Origin of the sequence: Arthrobacter sp. V1I9 (genome assembly GCF_030817075.1) — a bacterium.
Taxonomy (GTDB): Bacteria; Actinomycetota; Actinomycetes; order Actinomycetales; family Micrococcaceae; genus Arthrobacter.
On the sequence record NZ_JAUSYU010000001.1, the window covers coordinates 1,775,519 to 1,800,700 of the forward strand.

The window sequence follows — 25,182 nt, forward strand, 5'->3', positions numbered from 1 at the left end:
AATAAGAGAAAGATCAACAATGGCACGAACTGGTTCTAAGAAACCAGGCCTCAGGGTCCTGGTCTGGCTCGGCGTAATCCTCGCCGTGCTGACTGCCGTCCTTGCGGGCGGCACCATGGCCGGCCAAGCGAGCTGGGCGCCCAAGCTGGCGCTCGACCTCGAAGGCGGCACCCAGATGATCCTGGCGCCGAAGGTGGAGGGCGGTTCGGATATCAATGAAGAACAGCTCAACCAGGCTGTGGCGATCATTCGCCAGCGCGTGGACGGCTCCGGTGTCGCTGAAGCAGAGATCAGCACGCAGTCGGGGCGCAACGTGGTGGTCAGCCTTCCCGGTACCCCCTCGACACAGACGCGCGACCTGATCCAGGCCTCCGCCGACATGAACTTCCGTCCCGTCCTCCTCAACGGAGCGGGCGCACCCGTCCCGCAGGAGTCGCGGGCCCCTGAGGACCAGCTGCCCAAGCCGGCGGCGAAACCCACCAACGGCAGCGACACCAACTGGATCACGCCGGAGATCTACCGGCAGTTTGAAGCCCTGGACTGTGACAACCCGGCCCAGGATGAGCAGGAGCGTTCGGACCCGGCCAAGCCGCTGGTCACCTGTGAGCCTGCTTCCGAGACGAACCCGGCCGTCAAGTACATCCTCGGCCCCGTGGAGGTCAAGGGCAGCAACATCGTCACGTCCTCCTTCCAGCTTCAGCAGGGTGCGCAGGGTGCCGTCACGAACGAGTGGGCCGTCAACATCCAGTTCGACGACGAAGGTACAGCCAAGTTCAAGGAGGTCACCGAACGGCTGAACCAGTTCTACGTGGCTGCCGGCGGTGACACGGGCAACGACCCGAAGGCCCAGTTCGCCATTGTGCTGGATGACCAGGTCATTTCCGCTCCCCGCTCGCTTGCCGTCATTACGGACGGCCGCCCCCAGATCACCGGCGGCTTCACGGAACAGAGCGCAAAGGCGCTCTCGGACCAGCTTCGGTTCGGCGCACTGCCCATCAGCTTCGAGATCCAGAGCGAGCAGCAGATTTCCGCCACCCTCGGTGGCGAACAGCTGCGCATGGGCCTCCTTGCGGGCGTGATCGGGCTGCTGCTGGTGGTGGTGTACTCGCTGTTCCAGTACCGCGCCCTCGGATTCGTGACCATTGCCTCGCTGGTGGTGGCCGGCATCCTGACCTACCTCGCCATCGCCATCCTGGGCTGGACCGAAAACTACCGGTTGTCCCTGGCTGGCGTGGCAGGCATCATCGTCGCCATCGGCCAGACGGCAGACTCGTTCATCGTCTACTTCGAGCGCATCCGTGATGAGCTCCGTGAGGGACGCGGCCTGGTGTCCGCCGTCGAAAACGGCTGGAAGCGGGCCAAGCGGACCGTCCTTGCCTCCAAGGCCGTCAACCTTCTTGCGGCCCTGGTCCTGTACTTCGTGGCTGTGGGCAACGTCCGTGGCTTCGCCTTCACGCTGGGGCTCACCGCCATCGCCGACCTCATTGTGGTGTTTATGTTCACGCACCCCACGCTGCAGCTGCTGGCGCGTACGAAGTTCTTTGGTGAGGGCCACCGGCTGTCCGGCCTTGACCCCAAGCGCCTGGGCGCTGTACCGCTCTACCGCGGTGCGGGCCGTATCCGTACCCCCGAAGACAAGCCCGCAGCAGTGGTCCCCGCCAAGAACGCAGGTGCGGTAGCCGAGGCAGAACGCCGGATGACCATTGCCGAACGCCGGATGGCGCAGAAGCAGGAGCAGCTCGCAGGCTCCTCGAAGTCTGCAGCGAAGGAGAACAAGTAATGCCAAGCTTCGCTAATTTCGGCAACGAGCTCTATACGGGCAAGCGCTCCTACAACTTTGTGGGCGCCAAGAAGATCTGGTTCCTCATTGCGGCGGTAGCCGTTGCCCTGTCCATCCTGATTCCGGTGGCCAAGGGCGGGTTCAACCTCGGCATCGAGTTCCGTGGCGGCTCCGAATTCACGGTCTCGAACGTAAAGACCACTGACGCTGCGGTGGGCGAAAAAGCCGTTACCGATGTGGTGGAGGGCAGCGTGCCGCGCGTTGCCAACGTGGCGGGAACCACTATGCGGATCCAGACCGACAAGCTCACCGATGACGAGACCCTCCGGATCAAGGAGGGCCTGACCTCTGCCTATGGCGTTACGGACAACGAGGTGACGTCAACCTTTGTGGGGCCGACATGGGGTGCTGACGTGACCAAGCAGGCACTGATCGGCCTGGTGATCTTTGTGCTGCTGGCCGCGGTGCTGATGGCGTTGTACTTCCGCACCTGGAAGATGTCGCTTTCGGCTATTGCCGGCATGGCCGTCACGATGTTTGTCACCGCCGGGGTGTATGCCCTCAGTGACTTCGAGGTCACCCCGTCCGCCATCATCGGGTTCCTGACTGTCCTGAGCTACTCGCTCTACGACACGGTGGTGGTATTCGACAAGATCCGCGAGAACACGGCGGACCTGGACGCATCAACCCGGCGCACCTTTGCCGAGGAAGTCAACCTCGCCGTGAACCAGACCCTGGTCCGCTCGATCAACACGATGATGGTTGCAATCCTCCCCGTAGGTGCCATCCTGTTCATCGGCGCAGGCCTGCTGGGCGCGGGAACGCTGCGCGACCTCTCGCTTGCGTTGTTCGTTGGCATCCTCATTGGAACTGCGGCCACCATCTTCATCGCCGCCCCCATGTATGCCTGGCTGCGCCAGAACGAGCCCGACCTGGTGAGGCAGGCCAAGCGCGTGGAGCACCGCCGGGCCGAGTCCTCTTCAAGGTCGGGATCAACAGCGGTGGAGCCGGCCCAGGCCTGAGCCGTCTCCGGGGCCGGGCAGTGTCAGAACCTTGACGCTGCCCGGCCCGTCCTGTTTTAAGAGGCCGGTTTAATAAGTCCGTGGCCTGAGGAATAGACTGAAGTAATTAAACGGTGGTGAGGGGTGCTTCATTGGAAGAACGTTCGGCGTCGGTGCCAACGGCACAAGGAGATAAAAGTCCCGCCGGTCTGCAGACCGGAGTGGCCGCTTCCGCGCGCTCAGGTTCTTTGGTCCCCGTGGACAACTCCGGTTCCCGCCCCACGTTCCCAGGCCGGCGGGAACGCACCCGCTCCAGGCTCGCCCGCCTGACGGGACGTGGCACTGCAAATTACTCGCCCATCCTCGAGCCGCTTCTGAGGACCGTCAGGGCCAACAATCCCAAAGAGGATTTCGACCTGATCCAACGCGCTTTCGACGTGGCGGAACAAAGCCACCGGGGGCAAAAGCGCAAGAGCGGTGATCCCTACATCACCCATCCGGTGGCAGTGGCCACCATCCTCGCCGAACTGGGACTGAGCGGAACCACCCTGGCGGCGGCCCTCCTTCACGACACCGTGGAGGACACCCCCTACACACTTGCCGATCTGAAGCGTGACTTCGGCCCCGAAGTGGCCATGCTTGTTGACGGCGTGACCAAACTGGACAAGGTCAGCTTCGGGGAAGCAGCCCAGTCCGAAACTGTACGCAAGATGGTCGTGGCCATGGCCAAGGACATCCGCGTGCTGATGATCAAACTGGCGGACCGGCTCCACAACGCCCGCACATGGCGCTTTGTCTCCGCCGAATCTTCGGCCCGCAAGGCCCGGGAAACCCTGGAAATCTTCGCCCCGCTGGCCCACCGCCTGGGCATGAACACCATTAAGTGGGAACTCGAGGACCTCTCCTTCGCTGCCCTCTATCCGAAGGTGTACGAAGAGATTGTCCGCATGGTGGGGGACAGGACGCCTGAGCGGGAAAAGAGCCTGAGCGTCATCCGGGACCAGATCACGGAGGATCTCCGCACCGCCAAGATCAAGGCAACCATTACCGGCCGCCCCAAGCACTACTACTCGATTTACCAGAAGATGGTGGTCCGCGACAAAGACTTCGACGACATCAACGACCTCATGGGTGTCCGGGTCCTGGTGGACTCCGTCCGGGACTGTTACGCGGCTCTCGGCTCTATGCATTCGCGCTGGAACCCGCTGCCCGGCCGGTTCAAGGACTACATCGCGATGCCCAAGTTCAACATGTACCAGTCGCTGCACACCACGGTGATCGGTCCCGGCGGCAAGCCGGTGGAGATCCAGATCCGAACCCACGAGATGCACCGCCGCGCCGAGTACGGCGTCGCCGCGCACTGGAAGTACAAGGACCAGCCCAACCGCACGGCTGTTGGCCCCGGCAGCCCCCGTGACGGCGACATGGGCTGGCTGCGGTCCCTGGTGGACTGGCAGCAGGAAACCTCTGATCCCGGCGAGTTCCTTGATTCGCTGCGGTTCGAGATCAACGCCCGTGAGGTGTTCGTTTTCACCCCCAAGGGTGAGGTCATGGCCCTGCCGGCCGGGTCCACTCCCGTGGACTTCGCCTACGCCGTGCACACCGAGGTGGGACACCGGACCATCGGCGCCCGGGTGAACGGGAAACTGGTTCCGCTCAACAGCGAATTGAACCACGGTGACTGGGTGGAGATTTTCACCTCTAAGGCCGAAGGTGCCGGACCCAGCCAGGACTGGCAGCACTTCGTCAAGAGCGCCAGGGCCCGCAACAAGATCCGTCAGTGGTTCAGCAAGGAACGCCGTGAAGAGGCGATCGACCGCGGCAAGGAACTGCTGACCCGGGCCATGCGGAAGCAGAATCTTCCGCTGCAACGCCTGATGACACATGAGGCCCTCGCCGCGGTGGCCCAGGAATTCAAGTACGTTGACATTTCCGGCCTCTACGCCGGTGTGGGCGACGGGCATACCTCCGCACAGTCGGTCATGGAGAAGCTGGTCGAAAGCCTTGGCGGCAATGAGAGCACCGATGATGACATCACCGAAGTCAGCGTCCCCACCCAGGTCACCAAGGCACGGTTCTCCGATTCCGGCGTTGTGGTCCGCGGCGTCGGCGACGTCTGGGTAAAGCTCGCCCGTTGCTGCACTCCCGTGCCGCCTGACCCCATCCTCGGTTTTGTCACCAGGGGATCGGGCGTGTCAGTGCACCGCACGGACTGCACCAACATCTCGGACCTGAAGGACCAGCCGGACAGGATCGTCGACGTGGACTGGGCACCGACGCAGTCCAGCGTGTTCCTGGTGGAGATCCAGGTGGAGGCGCTGGACCGCAAATCGCTGCTCTCCGACGTCACGCGTGTTCTGTCCGAAAACCACGTCAACATCCTCGCTGCCAGCGTCCATACCTCCACGGACAGGGTGGCTATCTCAAAGTTCGCCTTTGAGATGGGGGACCCCAAGTACCTGCACCACGTCCTCAGTGCGGTCCGCCGCATTGACGGGGTTTTCGACGTCTACCGCACCACCGGGAACAAGCGCCGGACCTAGCCGGGCCAACTTCTCCAATGCGGCTTTTTTGTGGGGAACACGCGGGCTCGCCTCTATTGCAAGAACCAGCAGGCGCAGGCGCACGTCGTTCTGCGGGCGGGCGAGCAGCCCCTCCAGGGTGGGGATGGCGCGCTCGGCCTCCACGTGGAGGGCAATGTCGAGTGCAGTCCGGAGGGGACTGGACACCATCAGGCCGCCGAGGCTGACGACGTCGAAGGGGCCAAGCTTCACCTCATGCAGGGTGCAGCCCCTGGTGTTCCGTAAGCTCGATACCCGCCGTTTGGAGTCCACCAGGAGGGCCAGCCGGTCCGGCTCGCCGGCGCAGCCGTAGATCCACGCCGCGGTCATCCGGCCCGCTACTACCCGCTGGCGCACGGCCGCTGGCACGGCTCCCGCTGCTGCGCGTGCTCGCAGCTGCGGAGAAGCCTTGGCTCCCGGGACTGTGTAGCCGTGTTGGTGGAAACGTTCCAGCAGGCCGTCCGAGGCTAGGGTTTGTAACTCCGGAGAGGCGAAGGGCATGCCGGGAGCGTACAACTCAGGAAAACGGGGTGCTGCTTCTCCACCCTGGACATGGTCCTTGCCGTGGGTGGCGGAGGGAGGAGGTGAGGGAATCGCCATTCATCCATCCTGCCGCCGCAGCCCTTAACAGGCACAGGCCCGGTTCCGGGTATGTGGATAACCGGAGCCGGGCCTGCCACGAGCGGCCGCCTGATGAGTCAGGCGGCAGGCTTAAGACAGTTCGCTGGCCGAGCGCTGGATCTGGTCGAGCCAGGCCTGGCGTGCTTCCAGGGCCTCCTGTGCAGCTTTGATCTTGCGCTGGTCGCCGGTTTTTTCGGCCTTGGCCAGATCATCCTGCAGTCCTGCAATAGCGGACTCCAGCTGGGAGAGGGCGCTGTTGGTGCGTGCCTTCCGCTCGGGATTGGACCGCTGCCACTGCTCTTCTTCAGCGTGCCGCACTGCATCCTCTACCTTCCGCAGTCCAGCCTCGATGCGGCCCATGTCCGCGCGGGGGACCTTGCCGGCCTCTTCCCAGCGGTCACGAACGGACTGCAGGGCCTTCTTGGCAGCTGTCAGGTCCTTCACCGGCAGGATTGCGTTGGCCTCTGTCAGGAGGGCTTCCTTGACCGTGAGGTTTGCCGCGTACTCCTGGTCGATCTCGTCATTGGCGGCCTGGCGGTTTGTGAAGAAGACGTCCTGGGCGGCACGGAATCTTGCCCACAGGGCGTCGTCGTCCTTGCGGCTGGCCCGCGGTGAGGCCTTCCACTGGTCCATCAGGCGGCGGTACTCGCCGGCGGCGAAACCCCAGTCAGTGGAGGTTGACAGTGCCTCGGCTTCGGCGATCAGCTTCTCCTTGGCGGACTTGGCAGCGGAGTTGTTGCTGTCCAACTGGGAGAAGTAGGCGCGGCGGTGGCGGTCGAAAACGGTGCGGGCTGCGCGGAACCGCTTCCACAGGGCGTCCTCGTTGCTGCGGCCCAGCCGGACTCCGCTCTTCTGGGCAGCCTTCCAGCTCTCGAAGAGTTCATTCATCCTGGAGCTGGAGGTCTTCCACTGCGTCTGGGCCGGATCCTGACCGGAAATCTGCTCGGCTTCGGCCACAATCGCCTCGCGGGCGGCGAGCTCAGAGGCGCGGACGGCGTCATGCTCAGCCTTCTCCGCCTTTTCCAGTTCAGCGATCTGGGTGGAGAGCTTGTCAAGGCGCGCCTCGGCCGACCGGAGGTCGCCCACCATGTTGCGCTCAGCCAGCTGCTCGCGAAGGTGCGTGACGGTCTTCTGCATGTCGGTGCTCGGAGCCTTGGAGCTCACGCGCTGCTCGAGCAGCACAATCTGGGCCACGACGTCGTCGTACTTCCGGGCGAAGTAAGCCAGGGCTTCGTCATCGCTGACGTCCGGGTACTGGCCCACGGGGTGCTCGCCGCCGTCGATGTTCAGGAAAACGTGTCCGTCGCCCTCAACGCGTCCCCATTTTGAGGCTTCCGCCAAGGACGTGGAGGGGACTGCGGCGGCCGGTGCTGCCACAGGTGCGGCGGCGGGCTTGGGGCGGGAGGCGAAGGCGGCCGGGGAGGGCGCGGGGCGGGGAGCCGGAGCCGGGGCACTGCTTTCGGGTGCGTTTTCCACGGGGCTTTCCGCTGCCGGCACGTTGCTTTCCTGAGCGTTTTCCACGGGGGCTTCCGCTGCCGGGGCACTGCTTTCGGGTGCGTCCTCCGCAGGAGCTTCCGCTGCCGGGGTGGTGGTTGCTTCAGATGCTGCCTCGTCGGCGGCGGGTGCCGCCGTCCCGGTCAGGTCTGTTGCTGTTTCGTCGGATTTCTGACTGTCTGTCACCGCTAAAAGTCTTTCGCTTGAAGGAAAATACTCAGGTCCTGCGCCGCAGCTCCGTGGCCGGGCCTCCTACTTCAGAGAAAACGAGTCTATCGTGACTGGTTCCACAGGTGCGCCGTCCGTGTCGCTGCTGCCCGGCGTAATTCCGGCAGCAGCTATCTTCGAGACCACATCGAGGCCGGATGTCACCCTTCCCACCACCGTGTAGCCGCCGGCGGAGTCGGCCGGGATGACTGTGTCCTTGTAGACGATGAAGAATTGTTTGCCGTTCCCAAAGGCGTTGTTTCCCGTGCGGGCGACGGCCACAGTTCCGGCCCGATAACTATTGTCAGCGGGGGTGTTCTCCAGGGGTCCCCACGTGTAGGCAGGATCGCCTTGGCCCTCAGGGCCGGAGGCGCCGCACTGCAGCACCCCGAAGGTCTCACCTGTGGTGAGTCGGTGGCACGTTTTCCCGTTGTAGTAGCCCTCGTCGCTGAGGGACTTGAAGACAGCGGCGGCCTGCGGGGCTTTCGCACCGTTCAGCTCCACAGCGAGGGCAGAACCGTTGATGACCAGGTCGCCGGTGAAGGTTTTGCCCGCAGCCGTTTCGGCAGCCGGGATATTCGGGCCGTTGGTCGCCTGCGCCGTGGGACTTGCAGATGCGGAGGCGGACGGGCTGGTCAGCCCCGCCTCGGCGGCGGCGAACTCCTCTTCGGTCGGGTTCCCGGCAAAAGCAGTGAGCTGGAGTACGACGGCGAGCACCACGGCGGCGGTTCCGGCACCGGCGGCAATGATGTTGTCGCGCCTGCGCCGCTTCTCCTGGTCCCGCCGCAGTTCGCGCTTGGCTTCCATCTGCTGGATGCGACGCTTTGCTTCGCGGGCGCTGCGTGAACTGGCCGCCAAGGGTCCTCCTTATGTGTCGGGCTGCTGCACGTCGTGGCGCAAGGCCCCGGGCGCAGTTGTCTGACGGCCTAGCCTGCCGGTCCGCCGCATTAGAGATGCTGGCGGATGACGCATAAACTGACTGCCGCACATAGTTTATGCATGACTGGCTGGACTCCCGCCGTTCCTGGCCCGTTTCGGGATGCCGGGCAAGTCCCAGGCACTTCACCAATGAGGAGAAAATCCACCATGGCACGCACCGCCTCCCTGTCCGGATTCCCCGAGTGGCTTCCCGAGGAGCGGCTGGTGGAGCTGCATGTGCTGGACACGCTGCGCCGGGTGTTCGAGCTGCATGGTTTCGGTTCCATCGAGACCCGGGCCGTGGAAACAGTGGGGCAGTTGCTGCGCAAGGGTGAAATCGACAAGGAAGTGTACGGTCTCAGCCGCCTCCAGGAGGACGAAAGCGAGAACCCTGTCAAGGGTGGGAAGGCCGATCCGCACGCACTTGCCCTGCACTTTGACCTCACGGTCCCGTTCGCCCGGTACGTGGTGGAAAACGCCGGCTACCTCGCCTTCCCCTTCCGGCGTTACCAGATCCAGAAGGTATGGCGCGGTGAGCGTCCGCAGGAGGGCCGTGCCCGTGAGTTCACGCAGGCGGACATTGACGTGGTGGGGGACGGCGACCTGCCTTTTCGGTATGACGTCGAGATTGCGCTGGTGATTGCCGAGGCCCTGAGCGCCCTTCCCATCCCGGACTTCCGCCTGCGGATCAACAACCGCAAGCTCGCGGAGGGCTTCTACCGCGGCATTGGGCTGGAGGACACGGCCGGCGTGCTGCGGAGCATCGACAAACTCGAAAAGATCGGCCCGGACAAGGTGGCTGACCTGCTGAAGGCGGAGCTGGGGGCCACAGATGAACAGGCCCGGAAAGCCCTGCAGTTGGCTGCGATCCGCACCGAGGACACGTCCTTTGTGGCACAGGTTCAGGCGATGGGCGTCAGCAATGAGCTGCTGGATGAAGGCCTGAATGAGCTGGAACAGGTCATCGAAGCGGCTGTTCAGCGTGCCCCCGGCAAGGTGGTGGCTGACCTCAGCATCGCCCGCGGCCTGGACTACTACACCGGCACCGTGGTGGAAACCGTTTTGGTGGGCCACGAGCAGCTCGGCTCCATCTGCTCTGGCGGCCGCTACGATGCACTGGCTTCAAAGGGCAACCGGAAGTTCCCGGGGGTGGGCCTTTCAATCGGCGTCACGCGGCTGGTCTCCCGCATCCTCAGCCAGGATCTGGCCAAGGCTTCACGCTCCGTTCCCACCGCCGTGCTGGTTGCCCTCACCTCCGACGACAGCTGGAGTGCGGCGCAGGACGTAGCCGCCCAGCTCCGGAGCAGGGGAATTGCCACGGAAGTAGCGGCAAAGGCCGAAAAGTTCGGCAAGCAGATCAAGTTCGCTGACCGGCGAGGCATTCCCTTCGTCTGGTTCACGGACGACGACGGCACCCACCAGGTTAAGGACATCCGCACCGGCGAACAGGTGGTGGCGTTCCCGGAAACCTGGACACCGGCGCCCGAGGATCTCGCCGTCCAGGTGGCGGCAACCAACCAAGTGGCCCCAGCAGCCGTTTAGCCCGTCCGCCCCGCCGTGCGACGCTAGCGGCGGAGGCGCAGCACCAGCAAGCGTCCCGCCACGCCAATGGCCAGGACCGCCGTCATGGTCAGCACGGAGGCCGGGGGAAGCGTGAAGGCCAGCAGCAGGCAGGCAACGAAGCCGACCGCGTTCAGCCACTTGGGTGCGTACCCCGGGTGCGGCTTCAGCGTGTAGGCAGAGGCGTTCGCTACGGCGTAATAAACGAGCACGCCGAAACTTGAAAAGCCCACCACAGTCATGACGTCGGCGGTCAGCAGAAGCAGGATAACGACGGCGGCCACGGCGACTTCCGCAACGTACGGAACAGTGTGCTTTCCGCCCACCCGGGCCAGCGGCCGGGGAAGGTCCCGCTCACGCGCCATGGCCAAGGTGGTGCGGCCCACCCCGGTAATGAGAGCAAGGAGCGCGCCCAGGCACGCGGCTGCTGCACCCGCCTGCACTACCGGCGCGCCGGCCGACAGTTGTGACTGCAGCACGGCTTCCAGCAACGGGGTCTGCGTGGCCGCCAGTTGTCCGCCGGGAAGGTGGTTGAGCAGCAGCAGCGCCAGCGCCAGGTAGATGGCGAAGGCGGCCGCCAGCGCGGCAAGGATGGCCCGCGGGATGGAGCGGGACGGGTTCTTGACTTCCTCTCCCAGCGTGGCGATGCGGGCGTAGCCGGCGAAGGCGAAAAACATCAGGCCGGCAGCAGGCAGCACCCCGCCAGGCCCTCCCGGGGAGCCTGGCGCCAGTGTGGCCGCAGCCGGATGCGGTCCAACAATCGCCGCGACAGCGACGAACACCAGCGTGGCCAGCACCACGCACAGCAGGATCCTGGTCAGCAGGGCCGTCCGGGTGATGCCCAGCAGGTTGACCACCGTTAATGCCACCACCGCCGAGATGGCCACAGGTACCGCGTAACCGCCGGCCGCATAGGTGCCGAACGTGAGCGCCATCGCCGCGCATGAGGCGGTTTTCCCGGTGACAAAACCCCAGCCCGCCAGGAACCCTGGCCACTCGCCGAGCTGTTTGCGGCCATACACGTAGGTTCCGCCGCTCGTGGGATATTTCGCGGCCAGTGCAGCGGACGCCACGGCGTTGCAGTACGCCACAGCCCCGGCAACCACCACCGAAAGTACCAGGAGATTCCCGGCCAGCGCGGCGGCGGGCGCGAAGACGACGAACACACCGGCGCCCAGCATGGAGCCGAGTCCGATGGTGGTGGCATCGAAGGTGCCTAGCCTTCGTTGCAGTTGCTGATGCGCGATCATGCGGTGACAGTCCCTTTGCAGCGGGTAAACTCGAACGGAATCGTTCCCTGAACGATCCTATTTAACTTTGCTGTTATCTTCCCGCTGTTACCCCCGCAGAAAGGCGTGCTGTGCTGCGCACACATGACCTCGGATCCCTTCGTTCCGAGCACATTGGACAAACCGTAACCCTGGCTGGCTGGGTGGGCCGCCGTCGTGATCACGGTGGCGTGGCCTTCGTTGACCTGCGCGATGCTTCCGGCGTGGCACAGGTTGTGGTCCGCGAGGAAGAAGTTTTCCATGGCCTGCGCAACGAGTATGTCCTACAGATCACCGGCACCGTCTCGAAACGGCCGGAGGGCAACGAGAACCCTGCCCTGGCCACGGGCGAGATCGAGGTCATGGCGGACAAGGTGGTCATCCTCAACACTTCTGAGCCCCTGCCGTTCCAGATCGACGAGCACGTTGAAGTGGGCGAGGAAGCACGCCTGAAGCACCGCTACCTGGACCTCCGCCGGCCCGGCCCCGCCCGTAACCTCCGGCTGCGGTCAGAAGCAAACCGGGTGGCCCGTGAACTGCTGCACCAGGATGGCTTCGTAGAGGTTGAAACCCCCACGCTGACCCGTTCGACGCCGGAAGGCGCCCGCGACTTCGTGGTCCCTGCCCGCCTGGCCCCGGGTTCGTGGTACGCCCTGCCGCAGTCCCCGCAGCTTTTCAAGCAGCTCCTGCAGGTGGGCGGCTTCGAAAAGTACTACCAGATTGCGCGCTGCTACCGCGACGAGGACTTCCGTGCCGACCGCCAGCCGGAGTTCACCCAGCTGGACATCGAAGCCAGCTTCGTGGACCAGGACGACATCATTTCACTCGGCGAAAACATCGTTAAGGCACTGTGGAAGCTGATCGACGTCGAGATCCCGACGCCGATTCAGCGCATCACGTACGCGGACGCCATGGCCCGGTACGGTTCGGACAAGCCCGACCTCCGCTTCGGCGTGGAGCTGACCGAGCTCACCGGGTTCTTCAAGGACACGAACTTCGGCGTCTTCAAGGCTCCGTACGTCGGCGCCGTCGTGATGCCGGGCGGTGCCTCCCAGCCGCGCCGCACCCTGGACGGCTGGCAGGAATTCGCCAAGCAGCGCGGCCACAAGGGCCTTGCATACGTCCTGTTCAAGGAAGACGGCGAGCTCGCCGGTCCTGTCGCCAAGAACCTGACCGACCAGGAGCGCGAAGGCCTGGCGGACGCCGTAGGTGCCAAGCCCGGTGACTGCATCTTCTTCGCTGCAGGCGAGAAGTCCGCGGCCCGTGCCCTCCTCGGCGCTGCCCGTGTCGAAATCGGCCACCGCACCGGCCTGATCGACCCCAACGCCTGGGCCTTCTGCTGGGTGGTGGACGCGCCCATGTTCGAACCGGCAGCCGCAGCGGTGGCGTCCGGGGATGTGGCCGTTGGCGCGGGCAAGTGGACGGCTGTCCACCACGCTTTCACCTCGCCCAAGCCCGAGTTCCTGGACACGTTCGACCAGGACCCGGAGTCGGCCCTGTCCTACGCGTACGACATCGTCTGCAACGGCAACGAAATCGGCGGCGGTTCCATCCGTATCCACGAGCGCGATGTCCAGGAACGGGTCTTCGAACTGATGGGCCTGGACCGGGAAGATGCCCAGACGAAGTTCGGCTTCCTGCTGGAAGGCTTCAAGTACGGCGCCCCTCCGCACGGCGGCATCGCTTTCGGCTGGGACCGCGTGGTGGCACTGCTGGCAGGTGTTGAGTCCATCCGCGACGTCATCGCTTTTCCAAAGACCGGCAACGGCTATGACCCCTTGACGGCGGCCCCGGCCCCGATCACGCCGCAGCAGCGCAAGGAAGCAGGCGTGGACTTCAAGCCGGGTGCCAAGCCCGCCGAAGGCAAGTAAGCATTACCCGCGTTACCTGAAGGCCTTCCCGGCAGGGAGGGCCTTCAGGTTTATCCGAAGACAGGAGACCCCATGGTGCACAGCCTTCCGGGTCCGCCGGCCCGCGCCTATGAAGCGCTAATGGACGCGGCCTGGCCCGCCGTCGAGCGTCACGATACGGGGGAGTGGGTCCTTCGTGCTGCCGATGGGGTCACCCAGCGGGCCAACTCGGTGTGGCCGCGGGACACCGCGGCGGAACCGCCGGATGCGCTGCGCGGGGCGGTTCAGTGGTACCGGCAGCGGCGGCTGCCCCTGATCTTCCAGATGACGGACACGCCTGCCAACTCCGGCCTGAACGCTTTCCTGGACGAACAAGGGTTCACCCGCCAGTCGGAAACGCTGATCATGGCCCTGCCTGCCGGGGCGGAGCCGGTGCCCGCAGCGGCTGCTGGGAAAGTCGACATCCTGGACCAGCCGGACGAGGAATGGCTGGACCTTTGGTGGAGCGTGGACGGCCGGGGCGGCCACGCAGAACAGGAAACTGCGCGGAGCATCCTGACGGGATGCCGTGCCCTTTATGCGCTCGTGAGGGACGACGACGGCGGGCCGGCCGCCGTCGGCCGGCTCGCCCAGGTGGACGGTACGGGCGGGATCTACTGCATGGCCACGTCCCCGGCCCACCGCCGGCGGGGGTTCGCTTCGCTGGTGCTGCAGGCGCTCCTGTCCGAGGGAACCACCCTCGGCCTGGACCGCTTCTGGTTGCTGGTCACCGCAGCGAATCACGCCGCCCAGCAGTTGTACGGCCAAGCCGGGTTCAAGGAATCGGGCCGGTACCTCTACCGCCAGCAGCGGCCCCGGCGTCCGCTGACGGGCTGCTGACACCTTCCTTCATGGCGCCGTTTCGACGGTTCCCTGCCCGCTCGACGTTCCGCCGCATCGAATCCGCAGGGAACCGTCGAATTGGGCTGACGGAAGCAGGGGCGGTCGAGACAGCTAGGACGCCGGGGGATCGCTGACCTGGATCCGGACCGCACACGCATCCGCCGCCGCCTTCTTCAGCACCGCGGCCTTGGGGTTCGGAACGTCAAGGTAGGCCAGCCGCGGGAACTTCGAATAGTCCCGCAGGGCCGGGTGTTCAAGGACAAGGCCCGCCAACGCCCTGTCGCCGCCGGGAACCACGTATTCGAAGGACCCGCTGCTGAACACCCGAAGCGTTTGCTCCGCAACAGCTTCCACCAGTGCGTCCGCCTGGTTGGACCGGCGCCGGGCAAACCGCTGCTGGGACTGTCCGCCCGCTGCCGTCCGGGACTGCACGTAGGTGGAGCCCACTTTCGACGCCAGCACCAGACCTTCGCTTGCCACCGCCACGCCATAACCTCCACGCCGGACCAGCAAAAGGCCAAGCCGGCGCGGCTGCGACGCGAGGGACGCGAGTCTTTCCAAGGCGTCCGCGCCGCGGCCTGGACGGCCGTCGCTGGGCCACGGAGCCTGCAGGAGCGCTGCGGCGCCGTCGTCCGCCAGAAGGCGCAGGCCGTCGTCGTCATCCCTCACCTGATACCCGCCGTGCCCCGCCCCGAACCTCTCAACCCAGCCGCGCAGGCGGCTGCCCGGGACGAAGGCGGTGCGGACGGAGGAGGGCCGCTGCCCGCCGGCGGGGCTATGTGCGGACATGCGGGAATCCTTCGCTGAACGGCGGCAGCTTCCGCGCGGAAGCACTGGATGAACTGGAAGTAGCCTATCTATGTGGAAGATCTCTTTGGGCATGGACCGGGCAATGATGACGACGACGACGGTCCCGTTGCCGTGGACGGCGCTCCCTCCAGCGCCGGTGCCAAGCAGCGGAGCCCGCTGGCCGTGCGGATGCGGCCACGTACCCTGGACGAGGTGGTGGGCCAGCAGCACCTGCTGGGCCAGGGCTCGCCGTTGCGGCAGCTGGCGGCAGGCGCGGACGCAGCCGGACCCGCAGGCCCCACTTCATTGATCCTCTGGGGCCCTCCCGGCACGGGAAAGACCACCCTGGCCCACGTGATCGCCAGGGGTCCGGGCCGTAAGTTCGTGGAACTTTCGGCCATTACCGCCGGGGTCAAGGATGTGCGGCGGGTGATGGACGACGCCCTGACCGCCCGGGACCTCTACAAAACCACTACCGTTCTGTTCCTCGATGAGATCCACCGCTTCAACAAAGCCCAGCAGGACGCGCTGCTGCCCGGGGTCGAAAACAGGTGGGTGGTCCTGGTGGCGGCAACAACCGAGAACCCCTCGTTCTCCGTGGTGTCACCGCTTCTGTCCCGCTCCCTGCTGCTGACCCTCAAGCCCTTGACCGACGCTGACATCGAAGGGCTCCTTCAGCGGGCCGTTGTGGACAACCGTGGGCTTGGCGGCAAAGTTAAGCTCGACGACGAAGCCCTGGCACACCTCGTCAGGCTTTCCGGCGGCGACGCGCGGCGGGCCCTGACGGCCCTGGAGGCCGCGGCGGGAGTGGCGTTCGGGGATGCGGACGACGCCGGTGAAGGGGTGGTTCAGGTGGCGCTCAAGCACACCGAGCGTGCCCTGGACGTGGCCGCAGTCCGCTACGACCGGGCTGGTGACCAGCATTATGACGTGGCCAGCGCCTTCATCAAGTCCGTCCGCGGGTCCGATGTGGACGCCGCCCTTCATTATTTGGCGCGGATGCTCGAAGCAGGGGAGGACCCTCGCTTCGTCGCCCGCCGGATCGTGATCTCTGCGGCTGAGGATGTGGGCATGGCTGATCCCACCGCCCTGCAGACCGCCGTGGCGGCAGCCCAGGCAGTGCAGCTGATCGGGATGCCCGAGGGGCGGATCGTCTTGGCGGAAGCCGTGGTGCACCTGGCAACGGCGCCCAAGTCCAACGCCGCATATATGGGCCTCAACAAGGCCGTCGCCGACGTTCGTGCCGGCCTGGGGAACGGCATCCCCGCCCACCTCAGGGACGCGCACTACCCTGGTTCCAAGCAGCTGGGACATGGCCTCGGCTACAAGTACGCCCACGACGCTCCGCACTCAGTGGCCGCGCAGCAGTACCCGCCGGATGACCTCGTGGGGAAGGACTATTACCAGCCAACGGGCAACGGCGCAGAGCGGGACATCGCGGTGCGGTTGGAGCGGCTGAGGAAGATCGTCAGGGGCAAGTAGCCACCGTGCTAGGATTGATGTTTGTCTGGCAAGGTCCGGGCGCCCAATCACTGGAACTTTTCCGCTTGGTTGTGCCCTGAACCCAGTAGCAAAAGGCAGCGGTTGGCCCATGCTCTCCATGATGGAGGCCAGTAACACTGACACACCGCAGATATTGGAAGGACACAAGTGGCTAACAACACTCGTGCTCGCCGTCAGGCCCGCCTCTCGCGGTCCCTCGGCATTGCTCTGACCCCCAAGGCCGCCAAGTACATGGAGCGCCGCCCGTACGGCCCCGGTGAGCATGGCCGTGCCCGCAAGAAGCAGGACTCTGACTACGCCGTACGTCTGCGCGAAAAGCAGCGCCTGCGCGCCCAGTACGGCATCCGCGAAGCACAGATGACCCGTGCCTTCGAAGAAGCACGCCGCACCAAGGGCCTGACCGGTGAAAACCTCATCGAACTGCTCGAAATGCGTCTTGACGCCCTGGTCCTGCGTGCCGGCTTTGCCCGCACCATCGCCCAGGCCCGCCAGCTGGTTGTGCACCGCCACATCATGGTTGACGGCATCCGCGTTGACCGCCCGTCGTTCCGCGTCGGCGAGGGCCAGCTGGTCCACGTCCACAGCCGCAGCGAAACCATGGTTCCGCTCCAGGTTGCAGCAGCCGGCGCCCACCGCGACGTCCTGCCGGCCGTTCCGGCCTACCTGGACGTCAAGCTGGAAGCCCTGCAGGCTCGCCTGGTCCGCCGCCCCAAGCGCTCCGAGGTCCCCGTGACCTGCGAAGAGCAGCTGGTCGTCGAATTCTACGCACGCTAAATTTCAGCAGCGTATCCAAAGAAGCCCGTGGCAAGCGCCGCGGGCTTCTTTGTATGTAAGGTACTTGGGGGACATCTGCGGAATGCGCTTTACGACGCATCCGCCGGGTGGAACGAACCACGGAATTTCGAGGAGATGAACGTCTATGTCTGGTGGCGATATTGCCGGCCTGATCGCTGCCGGAGTGTTTGCGCTCCTGGTGCTGTTGCTTGCGGTGCCCATCCTGAAGCTGGGCAAGGTCCTGGACGAGGTCCGCACGTCCATCCGGTCCATCAGCGACGGCGCCACACCGCTGATGGACGAGGTCACGGCCACCGTGTCCACCACCAACCAGCAGCTGAAGAAGGTGGACGGCATTTCTTCGAACGTCTCCGACGCTTCAGCTAACCTGTCCGCACTGTCCTCGCTGGTTGCCGCCACCGTTGGCTCGCCGCTCATCAAAGTGGCAGCGTTCAGCTACGGCGTCCGCACCGCGCTGGCCAACCGCAAAAAACCCGCCGCCGGCCGCCGCAGCCGCTGAACCCCGGAGAACTTAGAATGAAACGACTTGTCTGGATGGGAATCGGCGTGGCGATCGGAGTCATCGCGTTCCGCAAAGTCACTGAGGCGCAGGCCAGCATGCAGTCCACACTTGGTCCGCAGGGCCTGAACCGGGCCGTGGGCCGGCTCGCCGACGGGGTCTACGACTTCGCCGACGCCATCCGCGACGGCATGCGTGAACGGGAAACGGATCTTCGAGCCGCCCTTGGGGTGGAATCCGGAGAACTGGTCCGCCGCTGACCCGGCAACCGGCCGGGCCGCAGCCAGGCCGGCCTTATTGAACAACCGGCAGCAACCGTGCCCACGGAACTGCCAAGCGAACGAACTTCCACGCACGTGCGTGGACCAAGAAGGGTAAGTAAACAGCTCATGAAGTCGCAGGAGATCACTAAGCGCTGGGTTGACTTTTTTGTCAGCAAGGGCCACACCGCGGTTCCCTCCGCATCGCTGGTCTCCAGCGACCCCTCGCTGCTGTTTACGGTCGCCGGCATGGTTCCGTTCATTCCCTACCTCACGGCCCGCGAAGAACCTCCCTACTCCCGCGCCACCAGCGTGCAGAAATGCATCCGTACCGGCGACATCGAGGAAGTGGGCAAGACCGCCCGGCACGGCACCTTCTTCCAGATGTGCGGCAACTTCTCCTTCGGCGACTACTTCAAGGAAGACGCCATCAAGTTCGCCTGGGAACTGCTGACCAAAAACGTGGACGACGGCGGCTACGGCCTTGCGCCTGAACTGCTGTGGGTGACGGTTTACGAAGAGGACGACGAAGCCAAGGAACTCTGGCTGAAGAACACCGGTGTTCCGGCCGAGCGTATCCAGAAAATGGGGAAATCGGACAACTACTGGCACACCGGCCAGCCCGGACCCGCCGGTCCCTGCTCCGAGATCTACTACGACCGCGGCCCCGCCTACGGCATTGAGGGCGGCCCGTTGGCTGACGAGAACCGGTACATCGAGATCTGGAACCTCGTGTTTATGCAGTACCAGATCGAGAACGTCCGTTCAAAGGAAGACTTTGATGTTGTGGGCGAACTGCCCAAGCGCAACATCGATACCGGCCTTGGCATGGAACGCCTGGCCATGATCCTGCAGGGCGTCGAGAACATGTACGAGACCGACCAGGTCCGTCCGGTGATCGACAAGGCCGCGGAGCTCTCGGGCAAGGACTACACGTCAGCGGAAACGCCTGACGATCCGCACCACACGGACGACGTCCGTATGCGCGTGGTGGGCGACCACATCCGCTCGGCGCTGATGCTGATTTCCGACGGCGTGACCCCCTCCAACGAGGGCCGCGGCTACGTCCTGCGCCGGCTCATCCGGCGTGCCGTACGATCCATGCGCCTCCTGGGCGTGGAACAGGCCTGCCTGCCGGAACTGCTGCCCGCCTCACGGGATGCCATGAAGGGCGTCTACCCGGTGGTGGACACCGACTTTGCCCGCATCAGCCGCATCGCCTATGCAGAGGAGAAGGCGTTCCTGCGCACCATCGCCTCCGGCACCGCCCGGCTTGAGGACGCCGTCAAGGAGTCCAAGGCCGCCAACAAACCACTTTCCGGCGCTGACGCATTCGCCCTGCACGACACCTACGGGTTCCCCATCGACCTCACGCTGGAAATGGCGGAGGAGGCCGGGCTCCAGGTGGATGAGGCAGCATTCCGCAGCTTGATGCAGGAGCAGCGCACGCGTGCCCAGGCCGATGCGAAAGGCAAAAAGGGCGGCCATGCCGATCTCAGCGCCTTCCAGGAGATCCTCGCCCAGGGCGAGACGGTCTTCACCGGTTATACCGAGCTCGACGGCGAGTCCCGCGTCCGGGGCATCCTCACGGGAGGACGGCCGGTACAGCAGGCGTCCACAGGCGACGAGATCGAGCTCGTGCTCTCGGAGACCCCGTTCTACGCAGAGGCAGGCGGACAGGCCGCCGACACTGGCCTGATCACCGGCGACGGGTTCGTCGTCGAGGTCCTCGATGTCCAGCGTCCGCTGAAGGGCCTGAGCGTCCACAAGGCGATTGTCCGTGAAGGCGAAATCGGCTCGGACTCGCTGGTTCGTGCCGCCGTCGACCGCGAACGCCGCCACGCCGCCGAACAGGCCCACACCGGCACGCACATTGTGCACGCCGCGCTGCACCAGATCCTCGGGCCGGAAGCTACCCAGCGCGGGTCCTACAATAAGGCCGGCTACCTGCGCTTCGACTTCGCCTGGGGCGAGGGCCTGAGCACTGCCACCCGCTCGGAAATCGAAGAGGTCTCCAACCTCGCCATCCGGAACAACTACTCCGTGGAGACCAAGGTGATGGGACTGGCCGAGGCCAAGGCCCTGGGAGCCATGGCCCTCTTCGGCGAAAACTACGGGAGCGAAGTGCGCGTCGTGGAGATCGACGGCGCGTGGTCCCGTGAGCTGTGCGGTGGAACGCACGTTGCAAACACCTCGCTGATCGGCAGCCTCTCGCTCCTGGGTGAACAGTCGGTCGGTTCAGGAAACCGCCGCGTCGAGGCGTTTGTAGGCATGGAGGCATTCCGCCACCTCGCTGCTGAGCGTGCCCTGGTGACCGAACTGACCGACCTGCTCAAGGTCCCGTCCGGCCAGCTGGCCGACAGGATCGCCGCCACCCTTGCGAAGCTCAAGGCTACGGAGAAGGAGCTCGACAGGCTCCGCAAGGAACAGCTCGCTGCTTCCGCCGCCCAGCTCGTCAACAGCGCCAGGGACGCCTCCGGGGTCAGTGTTATTGCCCACGACGCCGGGCAGGTCAGCGGCGCGGACGACCTCCGCGGCCTGGCGCTGGACCTGCGGAACCGTTTGGGCTCCACCGCCGCTACGGTGGCTGTTGCCGGCGTCGCGAACGACCGTCCCATGATCCTGGTGGCAACGAATGAAGCCGCACGGGAATCCGGCGTCAAGGCAGGTGCCCTGGTACGGCTGGCCGCCGGGATCCTCGGCGGCGGCGGTGGCGGCAAGGACGACGTTGCCCAGGGCGGCGGAACGGACGCCGGCAAGGTGGCCCCCGCCCTGGCAGCCGTCGTGGACGCCATTTCAGGCCGATAAACCTCCTATGACCAATCCTTCTGCAGCTGGCGCCAGCCCCCAGGGCATCAAACTGGGGGTCGACGTCGGCACCGTCCGGGTAGGCGTGGCCATCTGCGACCGCGACTCGATCCTGGCCACGCCTTACAAGACGCTGGACCGGAATGCCAAGAAGAACTCCGACGTCCGGGTCATTGCCAACCTGGTCGAGGAACTTGGCGCGGTCCAGGTCATCGTGGGCTTGCCCCGGACCATGAAGGGTGAAGAGCACGCCTCCGCGAAAATGGCCACCGAGTACGCAGAACTGCTGGCTGCAGAGCTGTCGGCACGGGCTTTGGCCGTGCCGGTGAACCTGGTGGACGAGCGCCTCAGCAGTGTTACAGCCCACCGCAACCTGCACGAAGCTGGCATGAGCAGCCGGAATCACCGTAAAGTAGTTGATCAGGTCGCGGCGGCAGGTATCCTCCAGCACGCCCTCGACATGCAAAAAGCCAGGGGAGCGGATGTCGGCCGACGCGTGACCGCGCCCTCCCCTTCCGTTGACCCGGGGGTCAGCAAAGTGGATGAGAGTGTCCACGTCACCCCGGTCACGGACCAATCTTCAAATGATGGAAGGCAACAGTGAGTCCTGCCAATATTGATGACGCTTCCGGCCCCTTGGACGCCGGGGCAGCGAGGCCGCTGACCCGCAAGGAACTCCGGGCGCGCCAAAAGACCTCTGACACCGGACTCCAGGGCGCCGTGCCTGAGCAGGCTTACGAAACGGGGCACGACGTTCCGCCGCCGCCCTCCGGGCCGCCGGCCGTCGTCGCGCCTCTTCCAGAGGTCCCCGGGGAGCAGGCTGTTCCGGCCGCTCCACAGGCACCGCCGTCCATCCAGCACCTTCATCATGAGGAGCCGCAGCTCCCGGGGCAGCGACTGGAAAACGACCAATATGACGACGACGACGGGCAGCACGTTGGCGTGCACCACGGGGACGAGCAGCGTCCCGGGGTTCAGCATGACGGCGTCCATCACAACGACGCCCACGTTTCCTACCCCGAGCCTGCCCTCGCCGGGCACCGCCATGCAGCGGATGGGCACTACGACGACGATGCCCACTATGCCGAGGGGCACCACTACGAGGAGGGCGTGCACCACGACGACGCCCTCCACCACGAGGGACACTATGACCAGGGGCATTACGGCGATGCGCACCACGACGCCGGGGGCAACGAGTTCCTGCCCGGCGCGGCAGCGCCTGTAGTGGCCAAGCCGTCCAGGAAGGTCCGCCGGCGCCGCAGGTTGTTGGCGCTGTTCCTCACGCTTGCCGTTTTCGTCACGGCTGTCGCTGTCGGGGCCCAGTTCCTGAAGCCGCTGCTAGGCAACGACAAGCCCAGCGACTTCCCGGGGCCCGGCTCAGGCGAAGTCACGGTCACTGTCGAGAACGGGGAAGGAACCCGTTCCGTCGCCAGCAAGCTGGAGGGAGAGCGTGTCGTCGCGAATTCCGACACCTTCCTCCAGGCTTTCACCGCCTCCGGCGGGGTACTGGCCCCGGGCGACTACACCTTCAAGACCGAGATGAAGAACACCGACGCCGTCAACGTCCTGCTCGGCAAGGACCAGGCCAAGGTGATCTACTTTGCCCTCAGCGCGGGCCTGCGTATCGATGAGTCCCTGCAGGCGATTTCCGAAGGCTCCGGCATCTCCATCCAGGATCTGCAGGCCCTGAGCAACCAGCCGGCCCAGTTCGGCCTTCCCAAAACTGCCAAGAACCTTGAAGGGTACCTGGCCCCGGGTGAGCACCGTTACCCACTCGGCACGTCGGCGAAGGACATCCTCCAATCGCTGGTCAAGACCACCGTGGACGAGCTTGAGTCCCAGGGCATCACAGATCCGGCCAAGCAGTACAGGGCCGTCATCGTGGCCAGCATCGTGCAGGCCGAGGGCGGCCAGGCTGAGTACGGTGACGTGGCCGGTGCAATTTACAACCGGCTCAAACCCAATGACCAGACCAACGGGTTCCTGCAGGTGGACTCTGCTGTCACCTACGGCCTGGGCACCAAGAGCTACAACTTCACGGACGAACAGCGCCAGGACAAGTCCAACCCGTACAATACCTACGCGAATCCGGGCCTGCCCCCTGGCCCCATCGGTTCTCCGGGAAAGGCAGCCATCGACGCTGCTGCCAAGCCCAAGTCCAACGACTTCCTGTACTGGGTAACCATCAACCTGGACACCAAGGAAACGAAGTTCTCCCGGACGCTGGCTGAACACAACACCTACGTGGACCAGTACAACGCCTGGTGCACGGCGAACGTTGGCCGCTGCGCATGAGCCTGCGGGCAGCCGTCCTGGGCCACCCCATCAGCCACTCAAAGTCTCCGGCACTGCATCACGCGGCGTACAGCCAGCTGGGCATCGGCATCAGCTATACGGCCATCGATGTCACTGAACAGATGCTGCCCTCGTTGATGCGGCAGCTCCGCGACCAGCCAGGCTGGCGCGGCCTGTCCGTCACCATGCCCTTGAAGTCCGCCATGGTCAGTGAGGTGGACGAAGTGCGCGGTGTCGCGCGGACCTTGGGCGTGGTGAATACCGTAGCTTTCGAGAAGCACGGGAGCGGTTCCCGGGCCATCGGGTTCAATACGGACGTCACAGGAATCGTTAACGCCGTTCGCCATGCAGGCGGGGGGACGCCCGTTGAGCCCGTTATCTTGGGCGGGGGCGGGACGGCGGCCGCTGCTGTTGCAGCCCTGACGGAACTGGGAGCCGGCTCGGCGCTGCTCTTCGTCCGTGATCCCTTCCGCACCCCCGAAGTCCGCGCCGCCGCAGAAAGCCTTGGCCTCTCCCTGGAGATCCGCCCCCTCACGGAGGCGGCGGAACCAACGGCCGCTGCCGACGTCGTTATTTCCACCCTGCCGCCGCGCGCGGCAGACGGGCTGGCGGCAGAAATTGCGGCACTGAAGACTTCCACGTCCGGCGTTCTGCTGGATGTGGCCTACGATCCCTGGCCCAGCCTCATTGCGTCAGTGTGGGAGGCCGGCGGCGGCGCCGTGGTGCCCGGCCTCGAAATGCTGCTGTACCAGGCCGTGGAACAGGTGCGCCTGTTCAGCCACCTCGAAGAAGAAGTTAACGCATCTGTCATAGATGTGATGTGTGACGCAGTCGGCCTTCCCCGACGGGCGTTGTGACCGCCATACGTGGCAGGATGGAAAATATGTTGCGTTGGTTGACTGCCGGTGAATCCCATGGCCCGGCCCTGATGGGAATTATTGAGGGCGTCCCCGCCGGTGTGGAGATCACCAGCGGGCACATCGCTGATTCACTGGCCCGCCGCCGCCTGGGCTATGGCCGCGGCGCACGCATGAAGTTCGAACAGGACGTTGTGACCATCCTCGGCGGCGTCCGGCACGGCCTCACGCAGGGCGGCCCCGTGGCCATCCAGGTGGGCAATACGGAATGGCCCAAGTGGGAGCAGATCATGTCGGCCGATCCGGTTTCTGCCGAACTGCTCGCCGACCAGGCCCGCAATGCACCGCTGACCCGCCCCCGCCCCGGGCACGCCGACTTCACCGGGATGCAGAAGTACGGCTTCGACGAGGCCCGGCCCGTCCTGGAACGCGCCAGCGCCCGTGAGACTGCCACCCGCGTGGCCATGGGCACCGTCGCCGCGCAGTTCCTGAAGCACCTCGGCATCGAACTTGTCAGCCACACCGTCTCCATTGCAACGGTCACGGTACCCGAGGGGCGTCCGCTGCCGGTTCCCACGGACGTGCTTGCCCTGGACTCGGATCCGCTGCGCTGTTTTGACCGGGAAACCTCAAACGCAATGGTGGCCGAGGTGGACGCGGCGCACAAGGAGGGCGAAACCCTGGGTGGGGTGGTTGAAGTCCTCGCCTACGGACTCCCGCCGGGTCTGGGCAGCTACGTGCACTGGGACCGCCGGCTCGATTCCCGGCTCGCCGCAGCACTGATGGGCATCCAGGCCATCAAGGGCGTGGAGGTCGGCGACGGCTTCCTGACCGCCGCACGCCGCGGTTCGGCCGCCCACGACGAAATCGTCAGGGATTCCAACGGGCGCATCGTCCGCACCAGCAACCGGGCCGGCGGCATCGAAGGCGGCATGAGCATCGGCGACGTCCTGCGCGTCCGCGCGGCCATGAAGCCCATCGCCACGGTGCCCCGTGCGCTGAAAACCATTGACGTCAGCACCGGGGAAGCCGCGAAGGCGCACCACCAGCGCTCGGATGTCTGTGCTGTACCGGCGGCCGGCGTGGTGGCTGAAGCCATGGTGGCGCTGGTCCTGGCCGAGGCCGTCACCGAAAAGTTCGGCGGCGATTCCGTGGCGGAGACCGCACGCAACATCAAGGGTTACCTGGACAGCATTCCGGCGTCCCTGGACTCGATCGGCCAGTAAGTGCCCCA

Annotated in this window: 20 protein-coding genes; 15 read left to right on the plus strand and 5 right to left on the minus strand. The window is 65.3% G+C overall.

Going from position 1 to position 25,182, the window contains the following annotated elements:
- Positions 1-19 precede the first annotated feature (19 nt).
- The 3 genes from secD (at position 20) to QFZ70_RS08520 (ending at position 5,324) form a co-directional block, all read left to right on the plus strand.
- The gene (gene secD, locus QFZ70_RS08510) at positions 20-1,780 is read left to right on the plus strand and encodes a protein translocase subunit SecD (RefSeq protein ID WP_307094934.1); all 1,761 of its coding nucleotides are present in this window, start codon (positions 20-22) and stop codon (positions 1,778-1,780) included.
- Positions 1,780-2,802, plus strand: coding sequence for a protein translocase subunit SecF (gene secF, locus QFZ70_RS08515; protein WP_307094935.1), 1,023 nt, complete (start codon positions 1,780-1,782; stop codon positions 2,800-2,802). Before secD ends, secF begins: the two co-directional genes overlap by 1 nt.
- A 131-nt stretch (positions 2,803-2,933) precedes the next feature.
- A complete protein-coding gene (locus QFZ70_RS08520; RefSeq protein ID WP_307094936.1) occupies positions 2,934-5,324 on the plus strand; it encodes a bifunctional (p)ppGpp synthetase/guanosine-3',5'-bis(diphosphate) 3'-pyrophosphohydrolase in 2,391 nt (796 codons plus the stop codon).
- Here QFZ70_RS08520 and QFZ70_RS08525 read toward each other — a convergent pair.
- The 3 genes from QFZ70_RS08525 to QFZ70_RS08535 form a co-directional block, all read right to left on the minus strand.
- Complete coding sequence (locus QFZ70_RS08525; RefSeq protein WP_307094937.1) at positions 5,205-5,942, minus strand: type IV toxin-antitoxin system AbiEi family antitoxin; 738 nt, start codon at positions 5,940-5,942, stop codon at positions 5,205-5,207. The two genes, QFZ70_RS08520 and QFZ70_RS08525, sit on opposite strands and share 120 nt — an antisense overlap.
- Positions 5,943-6,053: 111 nt before the next feature.
- Positions 6,054-7,643 carry a DUF349 domain-containing protein gene (locus tag QFZ70_RS08530; protein ID WP_307094938.1) on the minus strand — a complete coding sequence of 530 codons (1,590 nt, stop codon included), beginning with the start codon at positions 7,641-7,643 and terminating at the stop codon, positions 6,054-6,056.
- 66 nt (positions 7,644-7,709) lie between these two features.
- Complete coding sequence (locus tag QFZ70_RS08535; RefSeq protein ID WP_307094939.1) at positions 7,710-8,522, minus strand: peptidylprolyl isomerase; 813 nt, start codon at positions 8,520-8,522, stop codon at positions 7,710-7,712.
- Positions 8,523-8,750: 228 nt separating this feature from the next.
- Here QFZ70_RS08535 and hisS point away from each other — a divergent pair, with 228 nt between their 5' ends.
- A complete protein-coding gene (hisS, locus tag QFZ70_RS08540) occupies positions 8,751-10,124 on the plus strand; it encodes a histidine--tRNA ligase (RefSeq protein WP_307094940.1) in 1,374 nt (457 codons plus the stop codon).
- Positions 10,125-10,147: 23 nt separating this feature from the next.
- Here the strand turns inward: hisS and QFZ70_RS08545 are convergent, their stop codons facing one another.
- Complete coding sequence (locus QFZ70_RS08545) at positions 10,148-11,392, minus strand: APC family permease (RefSeq protein ID WP_307094941.1); 1,245 nt, start codon at positions 11,390-11,392, stop codon at positions 10,148-10,150.
- A 110-nt stretch (positions 11,393-11,502) separates the two neighbouring features.
- Here QFZ70_RS08545 and aspS point away from each other — a divergent pair, with 110 nt between their 5' ends.
- The gene (gene aspS, locus QFZ70_RS08550; RefSeq protein ID WP_307094942.1) at positions 11,503-13,281 is read left to right on the plus strand and encodes an aspartate--tRNA ligase; all 1,779 of its coding nucleotides are present in this window, start codon (positions 11,503-11,505) and stop codon (positions 13,279-13,281) included.
- A 72-nt stretch (positions 13,282-13,353) separates the two neighbouring features.
- Positions 13,354-14,139: a GNAT family N-acetyltransferase gene (locus QFZ70_RS08555; RefSeq protein WP_307094943.1), complete on the plus strand. Its 786-nt coding sequence runs from the start codon at positions 13,354-13,356 to the stop codon at positions 14,137-14,139.
- A gap of 114 nt (positions 14,140-14,253) precedes the next feature.
- On the opposite strand, the gene QFZ70_RS08560 is transcribed toward QFZ70_RS08555, so the two are convergent.
- Positions 14,254-14,931 carry an acVLRF1 family peptidyl-tRNA hydrolase gene (locus QFZ70_RS08560; RefSeq protein WP_307094944.1) on the minus strand — a complete coding sequence of 226 codons (678 nt, stop codon included), beginning with the start codon at positions 14,929-14,931 and terminating at the stop codon, positions 14,254-14,256.
- 72 nt (positions 14,932-15,003) lie between these two features.
- Between QFZ70_RS08560 and QFZ70_RS08565 the strand changes: the two genes are divergently transcribed.
- From QFZ70_RS08565 to aroC, 9 genes are all read left to right on the plus strand, one after another.
- The gene (locus QFZ70_RS08565) at positions 15,004-16,413 is read left to right on the plus strand and encodes a replication-associated recombination protein A (protein ID WP_307094945.1); all 1,410 of its coding nucleotides are present in this window, start codon (positions 15,004-15,006) and stop codon (positions 16,411-16,413) included.
- Between the two features lie 168 nt (positions 16,414-16,581).
- Entirely contained in the window at positions 16,582-17,208 is a 627-nt protein-coding gene (gene rpsD, locus QFZ70_RS08570; protein ID WP_142031347.1) for a 30S ribosomal protein S4, read from the plus strand.
- A gap of 145 nt (positions 17,209-17,353) precedes the next feature.
- Positions 17,354-17,728: a DUF948 domain-containing protein gene (locus tag QFZ70_RS08575; protein WP_307094946.1), complete on the plus strand. Its 375-nt coding sequence runs from the start codon at positions 17,354-17,356 to the stop codon at positions 17,726-17,728.
- 17 nt (positions 17,729-17,745) lie between these two features.
- Positions 17,746-17,988 carry a hypothetical protein gene (locus QFZ70_RS08580; protein WP_307094947.1) on the plus strand — a complete coding sequence of 81 codons (243 nt, stop codon included), beginning with the start codon at positions 17,746-17,748 and terminating at the stop codon, positions 17,986-17,988.
- A 129-nt stretch (positions 17,989-18,117) separates the two neighbouring features.
- A complete protein-coding gene (gene alaS, locus QFZ70_RS08585; protein WP_307094948.1) occupies positions 18,118-20,796 on the plus strand; it encodes an alanine--tRNA ligase in 2,679 nt (892 codons plus the stop codon).
- Positions 20,797-20,803: 7 nt separating this feature from the next.
- The gene (ruvX, locus tag QFZ70_RS08590; RefSeq protein ID WP_307094949.1) at positions 20,804-21,400 is read left to right on the plus strand and encodes a Holliday junction resolvase RuvX; all 597 of its coding nucleotides are present in this window, start codon (positions 20,804-20,806) and stop codon (positions 21,398-21,400) included.
- The gene (gene mltG / locus QFZ70_RS08595; RefSeq protein WP_307094950.1) at positions 21,397-23,091 is read left to right on the plus strand and encodes an endolytic transglycosylase MltG; all 1,695 of its coding nucleotides are present in this window, start codon (positions 21,397-21,399) and stop codon (positions 23,089-23,091) included. The genes ruvX and mltG overlap by 4 nt, the downstream gene beginning before the upstream one ends.
- Complete coding sequence (locus QFZ70_RS08600; RefSeq protein WP_307094951.1) at positions 23,088-23,948, plus strand: shikimate dehydrogenase; 861 nt, start codon at positions 23,088-23,090, stop codon at positions 23,946-23,948. The genes mltG and QFZ70_RS08600 overlap by 4 nt, the downstream gene beginning before the upstream one ends.
- Before the next feature lie 26 nt (positions 23,949-23,974).
- A complete protein-coding gene (aroC, locus tag QFZ70_RS08605; protein ID WP_307094952.1) occupies positions 23,975-25,174 on the plus strand; it encodes a chorismate synthase in 1,200 nt (399 codons plus the stop codon).
- The last annotated feature ends 8 nt before the right edge of the window (positions 25,175-25,182 follow it).